General features: G+C 42.5%; 14 protein-coding genes. 6 read left to right on the top strand and 8 right to left on the bottom strand.

Annotated features, from left to right (window positions below; all coding sequences use genetic code 11):
• The first annotated feature begins 136 nt into the window (after nucleotides 1–136).
• Nucleotides 137–2896 (top strand): prolyl oligopeptidase family serine peptidase, encoded by a 2760-nt coding sequence (locus tag AN395_RS05065; protein WP_054982293.1) that lies wholly within the window; start codon nucleotides 137–139, stop codon nucleotides 2894–2896.
• Between the two features lie 105 nt (nucleotides 2897–3001).
• Here AN395_RS05065 and AN395_RS05060 read toward each other — a convergent pair whose 3' ends face one another.
• The 4 genes from AN395_RS05060 to AN395_RS05045 form a co-directional block, all read right to left on the bottom strand.
• Nucleotides 3002–4159 (bottom strand): ROK family transcriptional regulator, encoded by a 1158-nt coding sequence (locus tag AN395_RS05060; RefSeq protein ID WP_024031368.1) that lies wholly within the window; start codon nucleotides 4157–4159, stop codon nucleotides 3002–3004.
• A gap of 73 nt (nucleotides 4160–4232) precedes the next feature.
• Complete coding sequence (locus AN395_RS05055) at nucleotides 4233–5474, bottom strand: glycerate kinase (protein ID WP_054982292.1); 1242 nt, start codon at nucleotides 5472–5474, stop codon at nucleotides 4233–4235.
• A 10-nt stretch (nucleotides 5475–5484) separates the two neighbouring features.
• Nucleotides 5485–7065 carry a sodium:solute symporter gene (locus tag AN395_RS05050; RefSeq protein WP_054982291.1) on the bottom strand — a complete coding sequence of 527 codons (1581 nt, stop codon included), beginning with the start codon at nucleotides 7063–7065 and terminating at the stop codon, nucleotides 5485–5487.
• Between the two features lie 185 nt (nucleotides 7066–7250).
• A complete protein-coding gene (locus tag AN395_RS05045; protein ID WP_054982290.1) occupies nucleotides 7251–9692 on the bottom strand; it encodes a TonB-dependent siderophore receptor in 2442 nt (813 codons plus the stop codon).
• Between the two features lie 196 nt (nucleotides 9693–9888).
• Between AN395_RS05045 and AN395_RS05040 the strand changes: the two genes are divergently transcribed.
• The 4 genes from AN395_RS05040 (at nucleotide 9889) to AN395_RS05025 (ending at nucleotide 13801) form a co-directional block, all read left to right on the top strand.
• Nucleotides 9889–11190, top strand: a complete 1302-nt coding sequence (locus AN395_RS05040; RefSeq protein ID WP_054982289.1) for an MGH1-like glycoside hydrolase domain-containing protein — start codon at nucleotides 9889–9891, stop codon at nucleotides 11188–11190.
• 16 nt (nucleotides 11191–11206) lie between these two features.
• Complete coding sequence (locus tag AN395_RS05035; RefSeq protein WP_054982288.1) at nucleotides 11207–12184, top strand: carbohydrate kinase; 978 nt, start codon at nucleotides 11207–11209, stop codon at nucleotides 12182–12184.
• Complete coding sequence (locus AN395_RS05030) at nucleotides 12181–13380, top strand: AGE family epimerase/isomerase (protein WP_024031374.1); 1200 nt, start codon at nucleotides 12181–12183, stop codon at nucleotides 13378–13380. The genes AN395_RS05035 and AN395_RS05030 overlap by 4 nt, the downstream gene beginning before the upstream one ends.
• A 151-nt stretch (nucleotides 13381–13531) precedes the next feature.
• Nucleotides 13532–13801, top strand: a complete 270-nt coding sequence (locus tag AN395_RS05025) for a DUF917 family protein (RefSeq protein ID WP_235576551.1) — start codon at nucleotides 13532–13534, stop codon at nucleotides 13799–13801.
• Here the strand turns inward: AN395_RS05025 and AN395_RS05020 are convergent.
• Nucleotides 13798–14709 carry a lipopolysaccharide assembly protein LapB gene (locus AN395_RS05020; RefSeq protein WP_235576550.1) on the bottom strand — a complete coding sequence of 304 codons (912 nt, stop codon included), beginning with the start codon at nucleotides 14707–14709 and terminating at the stop codon, nucleotides 13798–13800. The two genes, AN395_RS05025 and AN395_RS05020, sit on opposite strands and share 4 nt — an antisense overlap.
• Before the next feature lie 77 nt (nucleotides 14710–14786).
• A complete protein-coding gene (locus tag AN395_RS05015; RefSeq protein ID WP_054982286.1) occupies nucleotides 14787–15971 on the bottom strand; it encodes an NAD(P)/FAD-dependent oxidoreductase in 1185 nt (394 codons plus the stop codon).
• A gap of 329 nt (nucleotides 15972–16300) precedes the next feature.
• On the opposite strand from AN395_RS05015, the gene AN395_RS05010 reads away from it, so the two are divergent.
• Nucleotides 16301–18427, top strand: coding sequence for a S8 family peptidase (locus AN395_RS05010; protein ID WP_054982285.1), 2127 nt, complete (start codon nucleotides 16301–16303; stop codon nucleotides 18425–18427).
• A 44-nt stretch (nucleotides 18428–18471) separates the two neighbouring features.
• On the opposite strand, the gene AN395_RS05005 is transcribed toward AN395_RS05010, so the two are convergent.
• Nucleotides 18472–18945 (bottom strand): peroxiredoxin, encoded by a 474-nt coding sequence (locus tag AN395_RS05005; RefSeq protein WP_054982284.1) that lies wholly within the window; start codon nucleotides 18943–18945, stop codon nucleotides 18472–18474.
• A gap of 70 nt (nucleotides 18946–19015) precedes the next feature.
• Complete coding sequence (locus AN395_RS05000) at nucleotides 19016–20941, bottom strand: methyl-accepting chemotaxis protein (protein WP_054982283.1); 1926 nt, start codon at nucleotides 20939–20941, stop codon at nucleotides 19016–19018.
• Between the last annotated feature and the right edge of the window lie 14 nt (nucleotides 20942–20955).

The following is a 20955-nucleotide window of genomic DNA, read 5'->3' as shown; positions in this document are numbered from 1 at the left end:
TAGCGCTAGTTAATCGCGCTAACGTTAACCCTTTCGTCCCTTTTCTTATACCGCTTATCTGATCCGCTCGAAATATAAACCAAACTCGCTACAATACTTATTACATTAAAAGTACTGTGAAAAACGAGAATCAATAATGAAAACAACGCTCACCTTTTTAAGCTCAGCACTGCTTGCAAGCTTAGCGAGCCCGGCTGCTTGGGCTCAAAAGCCGTTAGAATTTAAAGACGTATTCGATTTTAAGTACGCAAAAAACACCCAACTTTCAGATGATGGTAAAATCCTCAGCTTTAGCGCTAAGCCTTACCGTGGCAATGCAAATGGGCAAGTTTATGACTTAACAACAAACACCCTCATTAGCACCGTGGAGCGCGGCACCAAGCCCGTTATTAACAAAGCGGCTAATTGGGTGGCATTTACACAAGTACCCACCCTGCTTGAGCAAGAGACCAGCGAGAAAAAGTCATCACTAAAAAACAACCTCATTTTAGTCAATACCCAAACCGGCGAAAAACAGCAATTTGCCGACGTAAAAGACTATGTTTTAGGTAACAATGGCCAGTGGCTTGCTTATCGAGTTGATAAAAAAGCAGAAAAAGACACACCCGTTGAAGATAACAGCGAAGAAAAAAGCGCTATCACACCAGATAAAAAAGATAAAAGCTTTGAGCTAGTAATAATAAACTTAAAAAACAGCACCACCCACAGCTTAAATAATGTATTTAGTTATGCGCTAAGCCCTAGTGGCGCTCAGCTACTTGCCAGCCAAAGCTTTAGCGATGGTAACAACAATCAGCTTGTACTGATTGAACTTAATAATAACTTTGCGCAAAGCGTATTAATTGATGAGCCAGGCGTGGTTGCACAATCAATTAGTTGGCACCCTGATAAAGAAATAGCCGCATTTAACCTCGGTAACTACGTAAACGATGATGAGCGTCGCAGACAATACTCTCTAAAGCTTTGGCAAAATAACACCCTTAGCACTATCGACTCCCCTAATAAAGAATGGGTTATAGGTAAAACAGCATCGATTAGCTGGTCTGAAAATGGCGAGCGCTTATATTTTGAAAACCACCCCAAACTGGCCGCTAAAATAAAAGCAAAAGAGTACACCGACCAAGCATCACTGTACGACTTTGACACGATTCGTGAACATAAAGCGCTAAACGTGTGGCACAACAACGATGCCCAAATAAAACCACGAGAAGAACAACAGTGGAACAAGGTTAATAAAAACCGCCATTACAGCGCTGTTTTTCATTTAAAAAGCCAAAAAGCAGTACAACTAAGCAATGAAAAAGTCAGCGATTTAGCGCTTAACATTAACCGTAGCCAAAGTGTATTAGGCTACTCTAACCAAGCCCACCTAGAAAAAATTATGTACGGTGGCTTTTTTGCCGACTACTACAGCATAAACATTAATACCGGTGAGCAAACTCCCATTATTAAAAACTCACCGTTTACACCAAGCCTTGCGCCTAATGGGCGCTACGCTGCCTACTTTGCACAAAGCCAAGTACAACTTAAAGATTTAAAAACCAACAAAGTTACCGCCCTTAGCAAAGCTATTAATGCCACGTTTGCCGATGACAAACACGACTATCCATCACCGCAACCTGGTTATGGGTTTGCTGGTTGGTTAAATAACAGCAGCCAAGTATTGGTTTATAGCAAATACGATATTTGGGCGTTTGATGTCAACACTCAACGCGCTGAGCGCTTAACTAATGGTAAACCAAGCAAAACGCAATATCGCGTTATTAAGCTTGATAAAAACCTCGTAGGCTTTGCTCAAAACGATACATTGCTTGTATCAGCCGTTAACTTACAATCAAAGCAACGTGAAGTAGCCAAGCTAGATTTAGCCTCACAGACGGTTACTAACGTACTGAGTGGCAAAAAACGTATTGATGTAGTTAAAAAGGCAAAACATGCCGATAAATACCTCTTTACCGAGCAAACTTATCATCAGTTTCCTGATTACTACCAAAGCGACTTTAGCTTTACAGCGCCTAAAAAAGTTACCAACTTAAACCCACAAATGGCGGATTTTTCCTGGGGCGAAAAGCCAGAGCTAATTAGCTACAAAGGCTTTGATGGCGAAGACCTACAAGGGGTATTAATTAAACCAGCAGGCTACAAAAAAGGCGATAAAGTGCCCGTTGTTGTGTATTTTTACCGCTATATGAGCCAGCGCATGTATGATTTTCCTAAAATGGAGCTAAATCATCGTCCTAACTTCCCTATGTTTACCTCAAATGGTTATGCAATCTTTTTACCTGATATTCGCTTTGAAATAGGCCACCCAGGTAAATCGTCAACGCAAACCATGATCAACGCCACGCAAAAGCTTATAGACCTAGGCATTGCCGACCCAGATAAAATAGGCCTACAAGGGCATTCATGGGCAGGTTATCAAAGTGCGTTTATGATCACTCAAACAGATATGTTTAAAGCGGTTGTATCGGGCGCGCCGGTATCAAACATGACCAGTGCATACAGCGGCATACGTTTAAAGTCGGGCCTTGCGCGTCAATTTCAGTACGAAACAGGACAAAGCCGCATAGGTAAAAATTTATTTGAAGCACCCGAGCTATACATCGAAAACTCACCAGTGTTTTTTGCCGATAAAGTAAATACCCCTATTTTAATTATGTTTGGAGACAAAGACGACGCAGTGCCTTGGCACGAAGGCGTGCAATATTACTTAGCCCTGCGCCGTGCGGGTAAAGACGCCACCTTTTTACAATACGAAGGTGAACCACATCATTTGAAAAAGTTTCCTAATCAGGTCGATTTTTCAGTGCGTATGATGCAGTACTTTGACCATTACTTAAAAGGCAAGCCAGCCGCTAAGTGGATGACAGAAGGTGAACCGTTCGTTGAAGAGTAAAACCCATTCGCCAAAACACTTAGTTAAGAATTTGGTTTAAATACTAAAAAGCCGATATTGTATAAATCAATATCGGCTTTTTGTTTTAAAGTTTCTATTATTAAGCTACAAACACAGCTCTCTAAATGGCAAAGTGGCTGCACCAATCGAGACCGGAAAATTATTAATGTTTGAGACCACCAGCTTGGGCATTGGGCGTTTAGCACCGCGTCTAAATTGTGCGTAAACCTCAGTACGCGCTATTACTTTTTCGGCCAGCTCTTTAGGTATATGGCCGCCAATAATAATCGCTTCTGCATCTAATAGCGCCGAGCAACAGGTTGCTACTAAATCAAACGAATCTTGAACTTTAAATAGCCACTCTTCAACGCCTGGCCATTCGGGGTCAAAGTTATCGTGCAGGTCGTAAATTGAATCAACCGCTACACCATTTTTTTTCAAAATGCGCTTTAGTAACTCTAAATTGGGATGAGCGTATAACTTGGGCGGCAACATATCGCCAAGCTCGCCAGCATTACCGTAAGTACCACGCAATACATCGCCGTTATTTACGATTCCGCCTCCAAATGCCGCCGAGACAAACATATACACAAAGTTTTTATACTCGCGGCCTATACCTGCAACCCCTTCGCCAGCGGCGGCGCCTGTGGCGTCATTCACCACCCACGTAGGGAGTTGAAAATGCTTAGAGACAATATCGATAATATCAACCTGCGACCACTCCTCTAGCATATGGTGGGTATTCATTTTCCCGTCCATAGAACTAAAAAATCCCGATATACCCACGCCCATACCCAGCACTTTTTCGCTCGCAATATTATGCTCTGCGCTTATATCGTCCACCAGCTTTTGCGCACTTTTAAGTACGTTATTAATACTCATGTCTGACATAAGCTGCATATGGGTGTAAATAACTTTACCGGTAAAATCCATGACCGCTACAGAAATAGCATCAAGCAAAATAGCTAAACCAAAGGTAAAGCCGTATTCGGGGTTAAGCGCAATACCAAACCCAGGCTTACCCTTTTTATTAGGGATAAGCGTATCGGTTTGCATTATTACGCCATGCTGAGTTAACGATTTAAGTAAACGCGAGACAGTTTGCTGCGGAATTCGGGTGGCGCTCACAATATGGCTTTGTGTTACGCACTGCTCCCAAAACACCACTTTAATAATATCACGTTCAATGTCTTGAAAAAGTTTGTCGCCTTTTCCAAGCTCAAATCCTGAGCGTAATAAGTTACTGTTATTTAGCGAAAACATAGCTATTAACCCTAATAAAATTGGAGCACAAGGTTACGTTAAACCACTTTAAAGAACAAGTAGGCGAGCGCGCCTACTCAATCACTATCACTCTAAAATCGTTAACGTTAGTATTGGTTGGCCCAGTAATAATTAAATCATCTATGGCTTTAAAAAACTGATGGCTATTATGGCCTTCTAACTGAGCGTGTAAGTTTTCGCCAGCATCAAGTGCGCGCGCAATCGTGCTGCTATTTATATACGCACCGGCAACATCTTTACTGCCATCTACACCATCGGTATCACACGCTATGGCATAAATACCCGCCTCGGCGTTAAGTGCCTCTGCCAATGCCATTAAGTATTCTTGATTAGGGCCGCCATCACCATAAACATCGGCTACCGTTACTGTAAGCTCACCGCCAGAGAACAACATAACGCGCTTACCTTGCGCTTTTTGCTCAAGGGCAATTTTAGCATGTGCGCGGGCAACCTCTTTTGCCTCACCTTGAATGTCGTACCCAAGTACTTGCGTATCCCAACCTTGGTGCTGCGCTACATCAATAGCACTGTCAATCGCGTGCTGGGCATTAGCCACAATAAAGTGTTTGCCTTGAGTATCAGCCGCGCGTGGTTGCTCAGGCTTTAATAAATGCGCTTCAATTTCGTTAATAACCGGCCAGTTGTACTTTTGTAAAATAGCCAGCGCATCGGCTTTAGTGCTGTTATCGCTAATTGTGGGGCCTGATGCAATGTCACTTGGCTTATCCCCTACTACATCCGAAATAATCAGCGTGACATAATCCGACTTAGCCGCTTGTGCTAACTTACCGCCTTTAACAAGCGAGAGCTGTTTGCGCACAACGTTAATTTCATCAACGCTTGCACCACTTTTAAGTAAAAACTGATTAAGCGCCTGCTTTTGCTCAAACGGTACATCATCTACCGGCAAACACATAAGCGACGAGCCGCCGCCTGATATAATAAACAAAATAGGAATATCGGCCGGGTTATTTTTTACAAGCGCCAATAACTCTTTACCTGCTGCTAAGCTGTTATCATCTGGTGTTGGGTGATTAGCACTAAGCACTTTAATGCGCCCAGTATCGCCGGCACTTTCGTAACCGTAACGTGTCACTACCGCACCAAAGCATTTATCACCATAAAAACGGTTAACCTCTGCGGCCATTTCGGCGGCGGCCTTACCGGCGCCCACCACACATAAACCATTACTGGCATCTATATTTTCCAAGTACTTACTCATACACGCACTGGGTTTACAGGCATTTACCGCCGTGGTAAATAAATCGATTAAAAATGACTTTTTAGAATCCATGGGTTAACGCTCACGAAAAAATTGATGGAATAGCAAGGCAAATTAATACCATCACAACAAACATGCTAAGCAGCATAACGATATCTTTACCGGTTAAAATTGAGTTTGAGATAGTCTCAGCGTTTTGCGCTTTAGCAACCTCGTTTACTTCGCGTGGAATCGCAATGCTTGTCGTAAGGGTAATCACCGCAGTGGCCACAAAGCCAATAAAGTTCCACCAAAACCAAAATACGTCTGGCGCAAATACCGACACCAACAAGTTAATTAACACACCACTAATTAAGCCTATGTTTGCATGCAGCGCAGCACTGCGCTTACTAACTACGGCTATTAAAAATACCGCTAGTATTGGGCCATAAAATAAAGAGCCTACTTTGTTAATGGCTTCAATAATAGTAGGTGCGATATCACCAGCATAAAGCGATAAAATTAACGTAATTGCACCCCAAATAAGCCCTAAGTATTTAGCCAGTTTTAAGTACGTTGGTTGGTCTAGCTCTTTATTTGAAATACGGCTGTAGTCTTCAATACTTACCGCCGAAAGCGAGTTAATAGCAGAGCTAAGTGATGACATAGCCGCCGATAAAATAGCCACCACTAATAAACCAATTAAGCCATGTGGTAAGTAATCTAAAATAAAGATTGGCATCATCCAATCTGGGTTATCGGCTGGAATTTTGGCTAAAAACTCAGGGTTGCTCATAGCCAGTGTGCCTACAATTAAGCCCGACACACAATATAAAATAGTAATAGGAAAACGCACTACGCCGTTGGCTAAAATCATGTAGCGTAAGTTTTTAGGATCTTTTGCACTAAGTGCACGTTGCGCTTGTGTTTGGTCACACCCATAGTAAGAGGCGTAAAGCACCACACCACCAAAAATCATAGGTAAAAAGCCAAAACCATCGCCACTAAATCCAAACGAATCAAATTTTATGGCTTCTAATCGGCTCGAATCAACATTAGCAATAAAGGTATCAACCCCACCTAAGTGATAAAGTCCAAAGCCAATACAAGCAATAGTACCTAGTACAATGATGATCATTTGAATTGCATCACCATACACCACGGCTTTCATACCGCCTTGCAGTGAATATAACACCGTGATCACGCCGGTAAGCACAATGGCTTGCCATGCTTCTATACCCATAGTGCCTTGGAGAATAAGCGATACCGCATAAATCATAATACCGGTGGCAAATGCGCGGCTAAACTGAAACACCACACTAATAAGCACACGGGTAGAACGACCAAAACGCATTTCTAAGTAATCATAAATACTTACAATACCGCTTTTATAAAGCTTAGGTAAAATAGTCGCTAAAATTAAAATCATCGCAAGCGGCACACCTAACTCATACGAGAGCCATTGCATACCACCGCCTTCACGCAAACCAACAAATGCAGGAGCCGAAATAAAGCTAATGGCCGAAAGCTGAGTGGCCATTACCGACAAAGCTAAAGGTTTCCACCCTAAGCTTTTGCCTCCTAAAAAGTAATCACTTTTATTGGTTTGTTCGCGTAGCATAAACCCCATTACCAATAAGGCACCAAGGTAAAGAGCAACTATTGAAAAATCTAATATATTCATAATTATTTCGCGTATTCACATTAAGAAAACACAGCGCCTTCTCAAAAATAAAAAACTAAACAGCTATATGCTTACTTCTAAAACAGTCCCTAAAAACAAGCCTATCGCTAACTTAGCTGAAAAATGCATCACAATGCAAAAAGCCTATTAACCCCAAAACAGGTTAATAGGCGTAAAGCATTTATTTAAAAGTCGTATTTGACTCTAAATGTAACGCGTCGTGGGAGAATTGGACGGCCTACAAAGTAAGGATTGTCTGACGTTTGGCTATTACCTAAACGCGGCGAGCCTTCGGTAACACCATCAGAGTCAAACAAATTAAATACCCCTACGCTTAAACGTACGGTTTGCTCTGGGGCGATTTGCCAGTTATAACCCGCATCAAATCTAAACAAGTGGAATGAATCAAGCTCTACAGAATTTGCATCGTTAGCAAAGTTTTTACCTGTAAAGTTATGATACAAAGCAGCATCCCAATTATCTGCGGTGTAGCTTATAGAAGAGTTAAATAATACTTTTGGTTTACGACGTAACTCGTTACCAATAATAGAAGGGTCTGAGTCAAACTCAGTAAATTCGTGGTCAGTGTAGGTCATGTTGGCATCAACCGCCCACTCGTCGGTAATATCGTAGCGACCCGTCAGTTCAACACCCGTTGCTTTGGTTGATTGCATAACAGGCAGCTCTAATACCCCACCGTTGCCATCGTTAACAAAGTCTACGCTGCGTCTGTCTTTTAGGTCGGTTCTAAATAACGCGATGCTACCGCTAAAGTCGTTATCAAAAAACTTAATACCAAGCTCGCCTTGTTCAACAATTTCGGCTTCGTAGCTGGCAGGCTCACCTAAATCATTAAACTGAATCCCTCTAATTTCTGGGAAGAAAAACCCGCGAGATGCATTCGCGTATACGTTTAAGTTATCGGTTAAGCGGTATAAGGCTGCACCCGATACTGCAAATTCAGAGGTGTCTACTTCGCCGTAAGTCATTACACCACTGCCTGTGGTGTTTACCTGTAAATTAGGCGCAAGTGATGGATCATCAGAAATTTGTACAACTTGGCTGCCTTCACGGCTAATTTTGCCGTCAATTTCTTCATAACGAACACCAAAGTCGATAATCCAATCATCGCTTTCCATTTGGTCCGCTATATAAAGCGCACGACGGGTAGCGCTTATTGTTTGGTTGGTGTAAGAAATACCTGGGCCACTAATACCATTTTGTGTGTACTGAACAACATCACCATCGGCATTAGTGTACGTTAAATCAACCAGCTCAGGGTTATTGTTAAATTCCCCCAAGTAGGTCGTAATAACGTTATCGTCATCGGCTTCACTGTGAGAGAAAAACGTACCTACGGTAATATCGTGGCTAAAATCGCCAACAAAAATACTTTTAACAATATTAAATTCGGCAGAAAAATCCTCTGCTGGGCGGTCTCTATCTAAAATACGATTAGCAAATAATAAGTCATCGCTTGCCAGTGCCTGCCCCGATGCAGTGTAAGTAAACGCTGCATCGCTTACATCACCTAAGCCACGGTTAGCTAAAAACTCTTCCTGGCTCTCAGGTACATTAATAATACCGTCGCCATCTAAAAATAGATTAAATTCGTGTTGGTACTTTGCGTATTTACTGCGCATGTTAATAGCAAAATCGTTAGCGAGCTCTTTTTCAAACACCACTGAAATAGAGCCACCTTTAGTTACCACACCATCACTAATTGGCGATTCATAACGACCATTGGCAGTATCGTAAGAGAGGTTAGACACATTAGCAGTTTGTAATGACTCCACTTCGCGTCCATCGTTACCAGTTAAGCGTTCGCGGCTGTCGCCATCAAGCGGAATAGGCAGGTAAAACTGCGCTTGGTCGTCAATGTATTGGCCATACACTGTAAATGAGCCAGAGCCGTCATCAAATTCTTTACGAATATTACCGCGCAACTGAGTGCCTTTAGTCTCAAGCCCTGTATCTAACGGGCCTTCATCGTAACGGTAAAAGCCCGACAGCGCATAATAAAGGCCATCTTCGTTTAGCGGCCCGCTTGTAGCAAAATCTAAACGGGTACGGCCCTGATCAGAAAGCTCCATTTGCACAGTACTTTGCGGATCATCGCTGCCTGTTTTAGAAATATAGTTAATAATACCCGCTACAGAGCCTTGGCCAAATAAGTTAGACACACCGCCACGCACAAATTCTACACGCTCAATACCTAAGTCGTTTCGGTAGTACACATCAAACGCCGATGAGTTTAAGCCAAAAACACTCAAACTAGGTGAACCGTCGTACGACAGTGGCGTAAACTGAAACTGACCCGATGAAGGTAAGCCTCTTACTTGTAGGTTTGTTCCAACCTCACCACCGCCCCCTTCTACTTTAATACCTGGGATATAACGTAATACATCTGCTTGGCTGCTTGATGAAAGCTTTATTAATTCATCTTCGCTAATAGAGGTTACTGACTGTGGGGTATCTGAAATAACGCGTCCTTTGCTGGTACCAGAGACGATAATACGTTCAACGTTATTTTCTTTTTTTGCTGTATCTGGCGCAGTCTCTTCTGCGGCAAACGCGCCTTGTGTGAGGCATAAAGATACAATAGAGGCGATCGTAGTTTTATTCACGGGTATTCTCCAATTGTGCTAGTTGTCTGTGTGTAATTACTTAGAGTGTGGCTAAGTAAGTGCGAAATAATCAAGTATACATGTTAGTTTTTTGTTACTTCGAACAGGATTTAAGCACAGAAAAAAAACATTTACAACCCATAATGAGTGCTTTAATATTATGCAAATTGAAAATAACACACAAAGAGCACCCAATATGACTACTACAATCAACGGTCAACTTGATGCAGCCACAGCGGCATCGCTTACAGAACTTGCTACTAAAACACTTATAGCAAACGATTTAGGTGGCTATACCGTCCCTACGCATGGCCTTTACCCGTTTCAGTGGAACTGGGATTCAGCGATTACAGCCCTAGGGTGGATGAAGTCTGACGAGAGCCGTGCGTGGCAAGAAATTGATGTGTTATTTTCAGGCCAGTGGGATGACGGCATGGTGCCACATATCTTATTTCATAAAGATTCAACTACCTACTTCCCTGGTCCAGATGTGTGGGGCTCTGATAAAAAAATTAAAAGTACGTCTATTTCGCAGCCACCGGTTGTGGCAACAGTAATGAAAGAAATGCTTGCTAGCGCACAAGATAAAACCCTTGCAGAGCAAAAAGTTAAAGCATTATTTTCTCAAGTTGTTGATTACCATTTATGGTGGTACAACGACCGCGATCCTGAAAACACAGGCTTAGTGGTCACTTATCATCCGTGGGAATCGGGTATGGATAACAGCCCATCGTGGGATGATGCCCTTGAAGCTGTACCTGGTGTTGATTGGGAATACACCCGCCGCGACACCAGCCATGTTGATTCGTCGCAGCGCCCGCATAAAAGCGAGTATGACCGTTTCTTATACCTAGTAGACTTTTTTAAACGTAACAATTTTGATAGCAAAGTAATTTACGAAAGCTGCCCGTACAAAATGAACGACCTAGGTATTATTGCTATTTTGCACCGTGCGACAAAAGATTTACTCAAAATGGGTGAACAACTCGGTTTAAACGATGCACGTACCGATTATTTAGCACAGCGTCTAGAGCTAACTCAAACAGCAATTAACACGTTATGGTGTGAGCAAAGCGAATACTTTTACTGTAAAAACGTGTTAACCAACAGCCTAGCTAAAGTTAAAACATCGGCGGCACTACTAACCGTTTATGCTGGTTTAACAACTGACGAGCAAACGCGTATTATTAATACCGCAACAGAAGATTTTATTGAGTCGAGTCAATTTAGTGTGGCATCTACCCACCCTAAAGAAGAAAAATACGAACCACAACGTTACTGGCGCGGCCCTATTTGGTTACACATTAACTGGATGATAGCCACCGGTCTTAAAGAAGCAGGGTTTGTAACCACGGCTGATAAAATTCAGGACGACACGCGCGATTTAGTGCTTAAATCGGGTTACTACGAATATTTTAACCCAGAAACAGGCGCCGGCTGTGGCGGTAAAGATTTCTCATGGACAGCCGCTATTGCGCTGCATTGGCTACTTGATTAATAACTAAGGCAGCATTATGAAACACACAATATGTTTTGGTGAAGTATTGGTTGATTTACTCTCTGATAAATTAAGCCAAAACAACAGCGAGCACGAAGCGTTTACTAAGTTTGCAGGCGGTGCGCCTGCAAACGTAAGCGTAGCTATTGCAAAGCTAGGTGGTAACGCCTACTTTGCTGGCATGCTAAGCACCGACAGCTTTGGTGATTTTTTACATAACGCCTTAAAAGAGCAAGGCGTAAAAACCGACTTTATGCGCTTTACCGACCAAGCAAAAACCGCCCTTGCGTTTGTATCACTTGATAAGGACGGCGACCGTACGTTTGAGTTTTACCGTGATAACACCGCCGATCTGCACTTTACAAATAGTGACTTTAGCAGTGAGTGGTTTGAGCAATGCGATATTTTTCATATTTGCTCAAACACCTTAACCGACGAGCGCATACGTAAAACCACCGCGTATGGGGTTGAATTTGCAAAGCAAAATAACTCAATTGTCAGTTTTGATATTAACTTACGCCTCAACTTATGGCCTAGTAATGCTAACCCGCGTGAACACATTTTACCCCTGTTAAAACACTGCTCTATTATTAAAGCCTCTAAAGAAGAGCTTGAATACTTAGCGGGTGAGCAAACGGGTGAAGAATTTATAGCCGACACTCTCAATAATGGCTGTGAGTTATTTGTGGTTACCGATGCAGGCAACCCCATGCATTGGTATACCAAAAATGCCAAGCAAACGCTTCACCCTAAAAAGGTTACTATGGTTGATGCTACCGCCGCAGGAGATGCGTTTGTAGGTGGATTGCTGTATCAACTAGGCTTACAAAACCTCACACCTAGCTCTTTTAGTAAGCTTTGCAATAACCCCGAAACACTAACAACTATTTTTGAATTTGCTTCGTTATGTGGTGCTCATGCAGCATCTTACAAAGGGGCATTTACGTCTCTTCCTAACGAAAAATCGCTTAATGATTTTAGGAGCGCACTATGAGCCACACACCTGATAACTTTAAAAGCCGCGAATTTTTAACACAACATATTGCCGATACGCTGGCGTTTTACGAGCCAAACATAGACGACGAACACGGCGGTTTTTACCAAAACTTTTCGGATAATGGTGAGGTATTTGATAAGCAAACTCGCCACCTAGTAAGCTCTACTCGGTTTGTATTTAACTATGCACGTGCGTACCAAACCTTTAATGATGAAAAGTACCTAAACCGTGTTAAATCGGGTATTGAGTTTATTCGTAAGCACCATTTTGTTGAGCAAACAGGCGGTTACAATTGGTTATTAAGTGTTGAGCAAGGTAACGCCTCTGTACTTGATGATACCAACCACTGCTATGGCTTTGCGTTCGTGATTTTAGCCTACAGTTGGGCATACCGCGTAGGTGTTACAGAGGCACGCGAATACCTAAACGATACATTTCAAACAATGGAAACCCATTTTTGGGATGCAAAAGCGGGTTTATATAAAGATCAGCACAACAATGACTTTACTAAGTGCGATCCGTATCGCGGGCAAAACGCCAATATGCATACCTGTGAAGCACTTATTGCCGCTTATGAAGCAACTCAAGATGAGCTATTTTTAAATCGCGCGCTCACACTGGCCGATAACATGGTTAATCGCCAAGCTAATTTAATGGGAGGGCTTATTTGGGAGCACTACGATATAAATTGGCAGGTTGATTTAGAGTATAACAAAGACGATCCTAAAAATTTGTTTCGCCCGTGGGGTTTTCAGCCAGGTCACCAAACTGAGTGGTCAAAACTACTAATGTTTTTAAATAAGCATAAGCCACAAACTTGGCTTGTAGAGCGCGCTCAAGCGTTATTTGATAATTCAATAGACGTTGCGTGGGATAAACAACACGGCGGTATTTGTTACGGCTTTGCGCCAGATAAAAGCATATGCGATGACGACAAGTACTTTTGGGTGCAAGCCGAAACACTGTGCTGTGCAGCCTACCTTTATGAAACCACAGGGGATGAAAAATACCAGCAGTGGTATGACAAAATTTGGCAGTACTCGTGGCAGCACTTAGTTGATCATCAATACGGTGCGTGGTTTAGAATTTTAACCGTAGATAACAAAAAAATAGATACCATGAAAAGCCCAATTGGTAAAACGGATTACCATACTATGGGTGCCTGTTTTGACGTGTTGGCGTTATTAAAATAACCCAATAAGGTAAAACATTTAATTGTGTTGTGTAGACCTTTAAACCGCCTTTTTGGCGGTTTTTTGCCTAAATAGTTACGCCTTTAACACCCTAAAAATAATCATCACAAAATATAATTTTGTGCGCACCCTACTTTTTAAACCTCATATTTTGAATAACAGTTACAAAATAACGGTTAAAAACGAAAACATGGCCGCGTTTTTAAATGACGAAGTACACGTAACCATTCCTGATTTAATATGCTGTATTAACAGCCAAACAGGCACACCAATTACTAATCCTAATTACGAGGTAGGCATGAAAGTAGCCGTTGTAATTTTATCAGCGCCAAAGGAATTTACAGGCCCTAAAGGTTTAGAAATATTTGGCCCGCGTTACGCAGGCGTTAACACCCCATATAAAGCAGCGATTGCAAATTAATTATTGCTAAGGGCGTGCTGCAGCTTGCTATACAATGCAGCATGGCCTTTACCAAACTCGGTGGCGTTTCTATCAATGCGACTAAGCCATTCTTTCGCTTGTACCTTTTTACCTATTTGTAAATATACCTGCGCTAAACGTAAGCTATAAATAGCATGGTAAATGCTTGAGGGCTCAGTAAATTTGAATGCGGTTTTATAATAATTTATAGCTTCTAAATACTCTTTATTTTGCTGATAACTGTACGCTAAGTTACCGCTAGCAAGCACTATTTTAGCAGCGTGGTTGGTGTTTTTTATGGCGTTATAGGCCATTAAATTACTTTTTACTGCGTGCTCGTATTGCTGCCACTTTAAGTAAATATGCGCTTTGTTAATGTGCAGCTCTAAATGAAAAATAGGATCGTTATTTTTTGCAAAGCGCTGCTCGGCATCTCTTAGTAATCGCATCGCTGCTTTTTTACTACCAAACACATAGTGTAGGTTAGCCAACTCCACTAATCTTAAAGGGTCACCAAAAGCATTATATATCCCGTCTAACTGGGTAAACGCTTTAGCGGCATACGTTTTAGCTTCTGCTTTTTTGCCAATATAGTTAAGTGCTTTCGCGTAATAAAAATACATTTGTAGCTTAAATACATCGGGCAGCTTATCTTGCTCTAAAAAAGGAGTAATAGCGTTGAGTAAGTTTTCGAACTGTTGGTAGTCGTAGTAGTAATCAAATTGGTAGGTTTTTATTTTGTACCACTGTGCAGGGCTGTCTTTGACTTCATTAAGGCGCGTTTCAATATAAGTTAAACAGTGCGTTTTGGGCTGTTGCAAGCAAAACGCTTCATGATCGCTGTAGTTTTCTGATGCTAATGCATTAAAACTTGTAGCGACAATACTTAACAGCAAAAATATACGCACCAATATTACACTCTTTAAAATCACCTTAATTAAGAGTGTAATATTTTTATCTCATCTATCACAATACGCTGAAATACTTATGCATATTGCCCACATGCAAACCCACAGCTCCACGCATACTGGAAGTTGTAGCCCCCAAGCCAGCCTGTTACATCGGTTACTTCGCCTATAAAATATAAGCCTTTGGCTTTTTTAGCTTCAAAGGTTTTAGAGCTCAGCTCATCGGTATCAACGCCGCCCAAAGTTACCTCGGCGGTACGATAGCCCTCTGTGCCATTAGGTTTTATTTGCCATGCGTGAATATAGCTTGCTAACTCATCTATTTGAGCATGGGTAAGCTGATTAATATTACAATCTGGAATCGCTTTGCTGTCGTGCAGTATGTCTATAAAGCGTTTGGGTAAAATAGTCGCAAGGCTGTTTTTTAATGATTTTTGGGCTTGTGTTTCTCGCCAATCAGTCAGTTGCTGTTTTAAATCGAGATCAGGGAGCAGGTTTATGCTTACTGCCTGCCCCGCTCGCCAAAATGAGCTTATTTGCAATATGGCTGGCCCCGATAAACCTCGGTGAGTAAACAAAATATTCTCTTTAAATACAGTGCCGTCTTCGCTAGACACTTCGCAAGGTATACTAATTCCTGAAAGCCCTTCAAAGCGTTCTTTATCGTGTTGATGCAAAGTAAATGGCACAAGCGCCGCCATGGTAGGAAGTACGTTTAAGCCAAACTGCTCTGCAATTTTATAGCCTATAGGAGTGGCGCCAAGCTTGGGCATTGTTAAACCGCCCGATGCGATAACTAGCGATTCACAAGTCAGTGTTTCTTGCTCAGTGGTAACACGGTAGCCAATATCGGTTTTAGCCACATTTAACACTTCGCTGCGCAATTTAATATTAACACCAGCCCACTCGCATTCGGTAAGTAGTATATCAACTATATCTTGCGCGCTGTTATCGCAAAACAATTGGCCTAAGGTTTTATGATGGTATGCCAAGCCGTGGCGGTCCACCAGCTCAATAAAATCGTGTTGTGTATAGCGGCTTAAGCACGACTTAACAAAGTGAGGGTTACTGCATAAGTAGTTTTCTGGACTGGCATTTTCATTGGTAAAATTACAACGCCCACCACCACTTATTAAAATTTTTCGACCAGGCTTTTTGCCCATATCAAGCACTGTAACGCTACGCCCGCGATAACCGGCTTGTGCTGCACTCATTAATCCGGCTGCACCTGCGCCAATCACAATTACATCTACTTGATTCATTACTTCGCCCTACTCAAAAATTTGCCCGATTATAGCAAAGTTTGTTTAAACACTCTGAATAGAATTTATTATTAAATTTATAGCAACAAATGTAACCAAGGCTAGCTATGGGCTTTTCTAAACAGTGTAAAAATAACAATCCTTTATACTTATTTTTGTTTTATATGATAAATACTAAACAACGACAAAGGCACCGTACACCTAGGTTATAACTAAAAGAAATAGGTACATAAGCAATTATTATTTTAAAGAAATTAACAGATCATTTACCTTTGTTTCTGTTTCGTAATTTAATATTACGAACTAACTAATAACAACTAGGGATAATTATGACAACAAGTAAATCATTTAAGCGTTGCGCTATCGCGCTCACTATTAGTACGGTATTTGCAGCATCTGCAAGTGTTGCTCAAGATGTGTCTACCTCTATGGCAGAAACCACAGCCAAACTACAAAGCCAATCGGGTTTTGAAACTCAGTTTATTATTAAGTACAAAAATAGCGCGAACGATATGCTAAGCACCTCGTCTGCTGACGCAAGCCCTGCAAATATGAAAAAGCGTGCTCAACGCTTTGTAAAAAATTTCGCTTCTAAAAAAGGTAAAGTAAAAGCGAAGTACATCCGTGCAATGGCGCTTAATAACCACCACGTTATGCGCGCAGATAAAAAACTAAGCGCTGCAGAAGCACAAGAATTTATGCAAGAAATGGTTGATTCTGGCAATGTTGAATACATTGAAGTGGATCAAATGTTAAAACCATTTGCAACGCCTAACGACCCTCGTTACGGCGACCAATGGCACTACTATGAGCAAGCGGGCGGCCTAAACTTACCAACCGCATGGGATACTGCAACAGGCAGTGGCGTAGTGGTTGCGGTACTTGATACTGGCTACCGCCCACATGTTGATTTAAATGCTAACATTTTACCGGGTTACGATATGATCTCTAACCTATCAGTAGCTAATGATGGCGGCGGTCGCGACAGTGACGCACGCGATCCGGGCGATGCTGTAGCTGCTGGCGAATGTGGAAATAACGGCGCACAAGGCTCAAGCTGGCACGGTACGCACGTAGCAGGTACGGTTGCGGCTGTTACTAATAACGGTGAAGGTGTTGCCGGTGTGGCTTATGGCGCTAAAGTTGTGCCTGTACGTGTTCTTGGTAAGTGTGGTGGTTTAACGTCAGACATTGCTGATGGCATTATTTGGGCATCTGGCGGAAGTGTATCGGGCATTCCTGCCAACTCAAACCCTGCTGATGTAATTAACATGAGCTTAGGTGGCAGCGGCTCGTGTAGCTCTACCACACAAAACGCAATTAACACGGCACGCAGCAACGGTGCAGTCGTGGTTATTGCTGCCGGTAATGATAACGATAACTCAGCAAACTATAACCCAGGTAACTGTAGTGGCGTTGTTAATGTTGCCTCTGTTGGACGTAACGGCGGACGAGCATATTATTCAAACTATGGTAGCAATATTGATGTTGCAGCGCCGGGCGGCGCACAAAGCTTTGCAAACGACTCTGAAGGCGTTTTATCAACCTATAATTCAGGCTCGTCTACACCTTCAAGCGATAACTATGCGTTCTCTCAAGGTACATCAATGGCGGCGCCTCATGTTGCCGGTGTTGCAGCCCTGATAAAGCAAGCTAAACCAAATGCTACCCCAGATGAAATAGAAAGCATTTTAAAATCGACCACCCGCTCATTCCCAGCAACGTGTACAAGTTGTGGTACAGGTATTGTTGATGCAGCAGCCGCTGTAGCTGCAGCAAGTGGCGGTACAACACCTCCTACCGGTGGCGATAGCGAACTGACAGATGGCGAAGCTAAAACAGGCTTAAGCGGCGCTGCAAGTTCACAAGCGTATTACACGATGACAGTACCAAGTGGCGCAACGAATGTTACGTTCACAATGAGTGGCGGTAGCGGCGATGCAGATTTATACGTACGCGCAGGCAGCCAACCAACTACCTCAAGCTACGATTGTCGTCCGTACAAAGGCGGTAATAGCGAGGAGTGTTCTATTGATAACCCAACAGCTGGTACATACCATGTAATGCTTCGTGGCTACTCGGCTTATTCTGGCGTTAGTTTAGTGGGTAATATTACAGGTGGTTCTACAGGTGGCGGTTCAACTACACCAGAAGCCGGTGGCGGCACGGTCAGCGATGTAACGGCTACAACAGGTAACTGGAAGCACTACACTTTAGATGTGCCAGCAGGAATGAGCACATTTACAGTCACCACCTCAGGTGGTACAGGTGATGCCGACTTATTTGTTAAGTTTGGCAGCCAACCTACCGCATCTAGCTACGACTGTCGTCCTTATAAAAACGGTAACGCAGAAACATGTACGTTTAGCAATCCGCAAGCGGGTACGTGGCATTTAAGCGTTAACGCTTACAGAACCTTTTCGGGTTTAACATTAAGTGGCCAATACCAGCCATAATTAAAAGGCCCTAAGTGCATGCACTTAGGGCTTTAATAATGCGATTATAGTTTTTCTAACACAGACTCAGCACGACTTACTGAAAACTCTTTGTCTTTTTCAACAAACAGTCCTGTTACTATATTATCGTCGACTATCATTGCATAGCGCGTAGAGCGTGTTCCACCAAAACTGCCGGTGTCTTTATCAAGCCCTAACGCTTTAGTAAAACTGCCATCGCCATCTGCTAACATGTCGATTTGTTGGGCATTTTGAGATTCTCCCCATGCTTTCATTACAAAAGCATCGTTAACCGATACACAGTAAATTGCCGCAATACCTTTTGCTTTAATTTTATCACTAAGGGTTATAAATTCAGGTAAATGCGCATTTGAACAGGTAGGCGTAAATGCACCCGGTACAGCAAAAAGCACAACCTTTTTACCATTAAAAAGCTCAGCGTTAGTGTGAGTTTGCATGCCTTCGTCTGTTAGCTGCGTTAATGTAACTGCGGGTAACGTTTGACCTTGTTCAATCATGATAAATCCTTAAAGCATTTGATTAATGAGCCTACAGTATAACGCTAATTACCTTTGTGTTAGCAGGTATTTACAAGCCAAGGTTTACTTTTATGGTTTGCATTTGCTGTTGTAACTGGCTATGAATATCGTCAACAAGTAAGCTTGATTCGCTTACTTGGCCTTTCATACTTTGCATTGACTGGCTAAAGTTATCTAGCAAATTACTTTGCTGTTTAGCCAGCTCCATGGCCTCAAAGGCCACTTTGTTGGCTTGCTGAGCGTTATCGGCCACGCCCTCTGAGTTTACTTTTAGCTCTTGCGCGTTTTGTGTTTGCGACTGCGTGCCATCTGCTAAGGCCGCAATTTGTGTAGATACTGTGCCCGACTTTTCGCTCAGTAGTGTGAGCTGCTCATTAATATCGCTCAATGAGCCTTGAGTTTGGCGAGCAAGCTGGCGTACTTCATCAGCTACAACAGCAAAGCCTCGGCCATGCTCGCCAGCACGTGCTGATTCAATTGCTGCATTTAACGCTAGTAGGTTTGTTTGATCGGCAATATTGCGGATCACTTCAATAATTTGCCCAACGCCTTCAACCCCCGCAAGCAGCTCTTGTAGGTTTTGCATACTTTGCTCAACCCGTGTTTGCGTGTCTGAACTGGCACTTAGCATGCTTTGTGCAAAGCCTAAACTTTGCTCCATTGCACTAAAAGTGTGTTGGGCGTTATCAGCCACTTGGGCATTAATATTATTTACCTGCTCGCCAATTTGTTGAATATCAGCAAGCAAATGTTGGTTTTGCTCCACCTGCCCATGACTTGTAGACGCTTTTTGACTAATAGTTTGCAAATGCTCACTCATTTGCTGCATAAAATCATTTACCACTTTTAGCATTTGGGCACGCTCTTGTGCCTCTTTGCGCTGTCGCTCAATTAATAAATTAAAGTAACTGGCTATTTCGCCAACCTCTGTTTTTGGGTTCTTACTTTCAATGTTTTTCAGCTCGTTACTTTCAATTAAAAAGGCAAACCCGTCTCTGAGTTGCCTTAATGGGTTGAGCACTTGGTTACGCTGCACAATATAAACACCTGCGGCTAGCATCACCAAAGCGCCAATAGCAAAGCAAAATACCCAAAATACGTTTTCTTTGAGCGCCCCTTGTGCCTGTTTTAGTTGCTGCTCTGCATTAATAACGGTTTTAGAGAGCAAGCTAATTTGCTCACGCAATTCATTGGTGCCGGCTTCACGTTGCTGGGCTTGCGCTAATGTACTGGCTAAATCGCGGGGGTAGCGGTTAGGCCAGCTGGTAATTTCAGATTTTATTTCATCGGCCAAATCTTCAGCTTCTTCGTCAAAAAATAAAGCATCTTCGTCAACCTCGCTCATAACACCTAAATTAGGGAGTTGCTCTATTTTGGCTGCTAACGCATTTAAATTAGCAATACTTTGCTGCAAACTTTGTTCAGTATTGCTGTCGTAACTTACGATTAGTTGATAAGTAAATAAGGCGAGGTTGATCACCTCATTATAGTAATCAGCGCCAAGTGTGTAATAAGCTTGCGCATCGCTATTTTGATTAGGGGATTTTTTTGCATAACCAATCAGTGACGAGGCTGAGCCGGCCATTTGGCGAATTGCATTATCAAGTAACGCCGTTTCGTTGCCCGACAATTTACCCAGCGCTCTGTACTTACCTTTAATATCGGTATCTAACGTGCTGAGCTGCTCATTTAATTGCTCGGCAAGTACCGAGGGGAGTACTGCGAGTTGCTGCGTTTTCACTTGTTCAATTAGGGCTGATGATTGATTTAAGTATTGGCTATCACCTTGTTCTAGATAACTGCCTAGGTCACCGGCTAAATCCACTAAAATCGTGTTTTTTAATTTACTGTATGCGCTGTCTTGTTGCTCAAGCTTAAGTAAAGTTTGGCTTGCCCAAAATAGTGTGATGGCCAATAAAATACTTGCCAATGTTAACAGTATGGCTAACAGCCGAGTAAAAGATGATACGCGCATAAATAACAACCCCT

It is taken from the genome of Pseudoalteromonas sp. P1-30 (assembly GCF_001400005.1).
GTDB lineage: Bacteria > Pseudomonadota > Gammaproteobacteria > Enterobacterales > Alteromonadaceae > Pseudoalteromonas > Pseudoalteromonas atlantica.
The sequence above is the reverse complement of the archived record's forward strand: the minus strand, read 5'-3'. Positions and strand labels throughout refer to the sequence as shown.

What these genes read in the sequence shown, in the direction of transcription:
- AN395_RS05065 (WP_054982293.1), top strand. Translation starts at nt 137, where the DNA reads ATGAAAACAACGCTCACCTTTTTAAGCTCAGCACTGCTTGCAAGCTTA.
- AN395_RS05060 (WP_024031368.1), bottom strand. Translation starts at nt 4,159, where the DNA reads ATGTTTTCGCTAAATAACAGTAACTTATTACGCTCAGGATTTGAGCTT.
- AN395_RS05055 (WP_054982292.1), bottom strand. Translation starts at nt 5,474, where the DNA reads ATGGATTCTAAAAAGTCATTTTTAATCGATTTATTTACCACGGCGGTA.
- AN395_RS05050 (WP_054982291.1), bottom strand. Translation starts at nt 7,065, where the DNA reads ATGAATATATTAGATTTTTCAATAGTTGCTCTTTACCTTGGTGCCTTA.
- AN395_RS05040 (WP_054982289.1), top strand. Translation starts at nt 9,889, where the DNA reads ATGACTACTACAATCAACGGTCAACTTGATGCAGCCACAGCGGCATCG.
- AN395_RS05035 (WP_054982288.1), top strand. Translation starts at nt 11,207, where the DNA reads ATGAAACACACAATATGTTTTGGTGAAGTATTGGTTGATTTACTCTCT.
- AN395_RS05030 (WP_024031374.1), top strand. Translation starts at nt 12,181, where the DNA reads ATGAGCCACACACCTGATAACTTTAAAAGCCGCGAATTTTTAACACAA.
- AN395_RS05015 (WP_054982286.1), bottom strand. Translation starts at nt 15,971, where the DNA reads ATGAATCAAGTAGATGTAATTGTGATTGGCGCAGGTGCAGCCGGATTA.
- AN395_RS05010 (WP_054982285.1), top strand. Translation starts at nt 16,301, where the DNA reads ATGACAACAAGTAAATCATTTAAGCGTTGCGCTATCGCGCTCACTATT.
- AN395_RS05005 (WP_054982284.1), bottom strand. Translation starts at nt 18,945, where the DNA reads ATGATTGAACAAGGTCAAACGTTACCCGCAGTTACATTAACGCAGCTA.
- AN395_RS05000 (WP_054982283.1), bottom strand. Translation starts at nt 20,941, where the DNA reads ATGCGCGTATCATCTTTTACTCGGCTGTTAGCCATACTGTTAACATTG.